Origin of the sequence: Longimicrobium sp., from assembly GCF_036387355.1 — a bacterium.
Classification (GTDB): domain Bacteria; phylum Gemmatimonadota; class Gemmatimonadetes; order Longimicrobiales; family Longimicrobiaceae; genus Longimicrobium.
The window spans coordinates 1-4,617 of sequence record NZ_DASVTX010000019.1 but is presented as its reverse complement, the minus strand read 5'-3'; the positions used below and the strand labels follow the sequence as shown (position 1 = coordinate 4,617).

At 70.2% G+C, this 4,617-nt stretch carries 2 protein-coding genes; both read right to left on the bottom strand.

Annotated features, from left to right (window positions below; genetic code table 11):
* Positions 1 to 2,650, bottom strand: a 2,650-nt coding sequence (locus tag VF665_RS01050; RefSeq protein WP_331051542.1) for a DUF5916 domain-containing protein, incomplete at its 3' end; no start/stop codon positions are given.
* Between the two features lie 133 nt (positions 2,651 to 2,783).
* On the bottom strand, positions 2,784 to 3,872 hold the full coding sequence (locus VF665_RS01045) for a hypothetical protein (protein WP_331051541.1): 1,089 nt from the start codon (positions 3,870 to 3,872) through the stop codon (positions 2,784 to 2,786).
* Between the last annotated feature and the right edge of the window lie 745 nt (positions 3,873 to 4,617).

The following is a 4,617-nucleotide window of genomic DNA, read 5'->3' as shown; positions in this document are numbered from 1 at the left end:
TGTCCAGCCAGTAGCTCATCTTGATCAGCAGCACGTTGGTTCCCGGCGCGCGGAACAGGTCCGAGGTGTTGTTGCGGAACTGAAAGCGCCCGTCCGTCACGAACTCCGAGCGCCCCTGGCTCCACACCACGAACAGCGTGCTCCCCGGGCGGTACTCCCACCGCACCACGGCGTTGCTGTTGAAGCGGCGGATGTTGAAGTCGGGATTGCTGATGCGGTAGCCGAAGCCGGCCGCGTCGCCGCACCCCGCGTTCTGCGGCCGCACGCCGAAGTACACGCTGCCGTCGCTGTTGGCGCACTCGCGGATCTCCGACGCGCCCAGCGTGCGGAAGCGGTCGCCGAAGCGCCGGGCGCGCGAGTCCTCCACCTCCATGAAGCCGCCGTAGTCGCCCGCGCTGATGAAAGGCTGCGCGTAGTACTGCAGCGACAGCGTGGGGGTAAAGATGTAGTTGAGGCGAGCGGTGAGGCTGGTCGTGGTCTGGTCCAGCCGCGCGAACACGTACTCCGCCGCGTTCCCCGCGTTGCGGTCCGAGCGGGTAGACACGTACTGCCAGGCCGCGTTGTTCAGCGCCAGACGCGGCTGCAGCTGCAGGTCGAACCGGCTGGACGGGCGGATGATCACGAACGGGGAGATGGTGGCGTTGGAGCCGTCCGTGCCGTTCTCCACCCGCCCCGTGAGGTCCAGGCCCACGGCCACCGGCTTGCGGCGGTCGCTGCTGAACCCGCCCCACGCCTCCCACGCGGCCGGCGTCACCAGGGCCGGCCCGCCGCGCAGCTGCGAAACCGAGAGGCCCGAGATGCCGTGCAGGAGGCCCCAGTAGCCGGTCCACAGGTTCTTGAGCGTGAAGCTGCCGTTCACGTTGCTGCTGAAGCTGGTGCGGTCGCCGCCCGTGGTGAACCCCGCCACGTTGCTCCAGTACGCGTTGTAGCTGCGGAACGGCCCGCGCGGCTGGTAGCGGTTGTAGCCCACGTAGGCGTCCCAGGCCAGCCGGTCGGCGCCCGTCAGGAACCCCGCGTCGTTCACCTCGAACCCGGGCGAGCGGTAAACCAGCCCCGAGCCGGTCTGCCACGTCCCCGCGATCTTGTTGATGGCGATGAGCCCGCCCGAGCCATTGAGCGCCGTGCGCGTGGGGTCGTACTCCACGTAGTCCGCGTCCGGGCGGTGGAACAGGCGGCTGGGGCTGCGCTGCAGGCGCTGGATGGCCAGCGTGTCGCCGCGCACGCTGCTCTGCAGAAAGAAGCCGTTGAACTGCCAGGCGCCGTTCAGAAAGCGGTGGCGCCAGTCCAGCCCGCCCGCGTACGCCGAGCCGGGAAGGAACGACAGGTTGTCGTGGCCGCCCAGCCGCCGATGCACGGTGGTGGCAATGGCGCCGATGGAGGTCTGCCCCCGGCGCAGGTCGCGGCGCACGCGGGCCACCGCGTAGTTGGTCATCGGCTCGGTGACGGTCTGCTCGATCCCGTCATCGTCCACCGTCACGAAGCGCGTCTTTTCCTCCGCCGTCACCGCGTTCAGCACGCCGATGGTCCACCCGCCCGGGGTGCGCCCCGTGAGTTTGGCGGCGCCCAGGATGGTGCTGGTTTCCGGCGCGTCCACAAAGCGCGTCTGCCCGCTGATGCCGCCCTGCGGCGTGCGCCCGATGCGGCGCGGGTAGAACAGCGCCTCCCCCCCGCCCAGGCCGAACTGAAAGACGTCCACCCCTTCCACAAAGAACGGGCGCCGCTCCGAAAAGAACTGCTCGAACGCCGTCAGGTTCACCTGGCTGGGATCGGCCTCCACCTGCCCGAAGTCGGGGTTGAAGGTGGCCGTGAGCGTAAGGTTGCTGGTGACGCCGTACTTGACGTCCGCGCCGGCGGAAAACGACGGATCCGTGGGCGAGCGGAAGGGATCGCTGTTCGACACGCGGCCGTCGCGCGTCACCCGCGCCACCGTGTACGGAAGCACCTCCAGCCGCCGCGGGCTGGTGAGCCCCGACATTCCCGTCAGCGTGCCGAAGCGCGAGGCGAAGCCGGACTGGTTGGGCGGCATGGGCGACCAGTACGACCGCTCCTCCTTTCGCGCCAGGTCGCGGATCACGTTGAATCCCCACGCCTGCGACTCCGTGCCGGAGCGAAAGCGCAGCTGGCTGAAGGGGATGCGGAACTCCGCCGTCCACCCCGCCGAGTCCTGCCGCGTTTCCACCGTCCACACGGCGTCCCACGTGCCGTCTTCCGGCCCGTCGTCGTAGTGGAACACGTCGCGCTTTACGCCGCGGGGCGTCACGGCGAAGCGGAATCCCGTGCGCTTGTCGTGGTAGCTGTCAAAGACGACGTGCACCCAGTCGCTGATGAGCCCGGTGGCGTCGCGCCGCCCCAGCTGCGAGGTGATGGAGTCCGGCGCCGTGTCAAACGCGCGGATGGCCACGTACACGGCCTCGGCGTCGTACGCCACCCGCGCCTCGGTGCGCTGCGAGGCCGGCTGCCCCGTGTTGGGGCGCTGCTGGGTAAAGTCGCCCGCGACCGGGGCCGCCGCCCACACGGCGTCGTCCAGGCGCCCGTCGATCACGGGGGCCTGCTCGCCGGCGGCGACCCGGTGCGCGCCCACCACGCGCGCCGTGTCGCCGGGAACCTGCAGCACTGCCGCGGCAGTCAGTACGAGGACAGAGGCGATCATGCAGGCATCACGGATGGCAGAAGGGTTCGGGAAGCGGAGCCGCGGAACGGCAATCGTGCGGGATCAGCAGCTTGGACGCGCGCCGGGGCCGCAGGGTTGGAACCGGCGCGAACTTTCTTTGCGCGCATGCCGGTCAGCCGGCGCGGCGCCCGGCGCGAACGCCGTGGATGCGCATGCGCACCAGCGCTTCGGCGCTCAGGTCGCGCACGCCGGTCGCCCGCATTTCGCGGATGTACTCGGGAGTGACGCCGTGGATTCCCATCTGCAGCAGCTGGCGGCGCGACAGGCCGCGGTAGCCCAGCTCGGCGAGGGCGCGGATGTAGCCCGGGGTGATCTGGTGGATCTTGAGCTCCACCAGCCCGCGCGGCGTGGTTTCCGTAACGCCCGCCGCGCGCATTTCGCGGATGTACCGCGGCCCCACGTCGTGAATGCGCAGGTCCACCAGGTCCTGCGCCGTCAGGTCGCGGAATCCGAGTTCGCGCAGTTCGGCCACCTGCCGCGGGTTTACGCCGTGGATGGACATCTGCAGCAGCTGGCGGGTGGAAAGGCCGCGGTAGCCCAGCGCCTCCATCTGCCGCACGTACTCCACGCTCACCCGGTGGATGCGCATCTCCACCAGGCCGCGCACGGTGTTCGTCCCCTCCAGCCCCAGCGAGCGCAGCGACCGCGCGTACTGCGGCGTGACGTCGTGAATGGACATCTGCACCACATCGCGGACGGAGAGCGGATGCAGCCCCAGGCCGCGGAATTCGCGGAGGGTCGCGGCGGAGGCGCCGGAGAGGGCGAGCGCCATCCCGTCGCGCTCCCTCATTTCGTCCACGCCCTGCACGCCCAGCCGCCGCAGCGTGGAGGCGAACTCCGGGTTGCCCGTGTAGCGGAAGTGCCCCGAGCCGCGCCCCTCGCGAAAGAATCCTTCCATGTGGAACGAGCCGGCTTCGCGCTCGATGCGGAACCGCACGGGAACGGCCTGCGCGCCCCGCATCTGCTCCGGGGAGAGGCCGCGCAGGTCGGCCAGCGCGTATCCCTGCCCCCAGTTGGACTGCTCATAACTCAGGTTGAGCTGAATGCGCCCGTCGTCGCGCGGGGACGCCGTCCAGGTCCCCTCCATCATCCAGCGGGCGTCGTGGATGACGGGCCGCGCCGGTGAGGCCGCCAGCCCCGCGGGCCTGAAAGCGCCGCCGAGCAGCGCCGCCGTGAGAAGGATGCAGGGAATCGCGCGCATGACGGGTTTCTCTGGAGACAGGTGTCAGTGCATTAGCACGTGCTAGTGTACTGACACCCGTTCACGCCGTCAAGAGTTTCGTCCGCGCCGCGTTCGCCGCGAAGTCGGCCTGGTGCTTCTGAACGATCACATCGCAGCGGCTTTGTCATTCTGAGCTACCGCTTCGATGCACGCCCGGTTGCGCGCCGCGCTCGGACGCTGCGGGTGCGGCGGGAGAGGCTGGAGCGCGCCACGCCGGACCGCGGCGCGGCGGACGTTTCGGTCCGGGATTCTTCAGTCGCGCATGAGCGCGGCACCGGGGAAAGCGCGGCGCACGCTCCTTCAGAATGACGCCGCAACGCCGAGGTGGGCGGCAGGACACCGGTGGCGCGGAGGTGCCGCTGCGGGGGCGGATCGCGCGGGCCGCGCGAACTGGATCAGGCGCACCGGATCCGCCACCTCAGCCGCACCGGGATTCCTCACCCGCCTCGGACTTCGTGTGTCATTCTGAGCGAGGCGCCGCGCCGTACTGTCCGTCACACCACCCTCTGGCGCCGACCGAAGAATCCCGCGCCACCGCATCCCATGCACGCCCGGTTGCGCGCCGCGCTCGGACGCTGCGGGTGCCGCGGGAGAGGCTGGAGCACGCCACGCCGGCCCGCGGTGCGGCGGACGTTTTCGGTCCGGGATTCTTCAGTCGCGCATGAACGCGGTGCCGGGGAAAGCGCGGCGCACGCTCCTTCAGAATGACACCCCGGCGCCGAGG

Excerpts from the sequence above, each read along its gene's own strand:
- VF665_RS01045 (WP_331051541.1), bottom strand. The coding sequence starts at position 3,872 with ATGCGCGCGATTCCCTGCATCCTTCTCACGGCGGCGCTGCTCGGCGGC.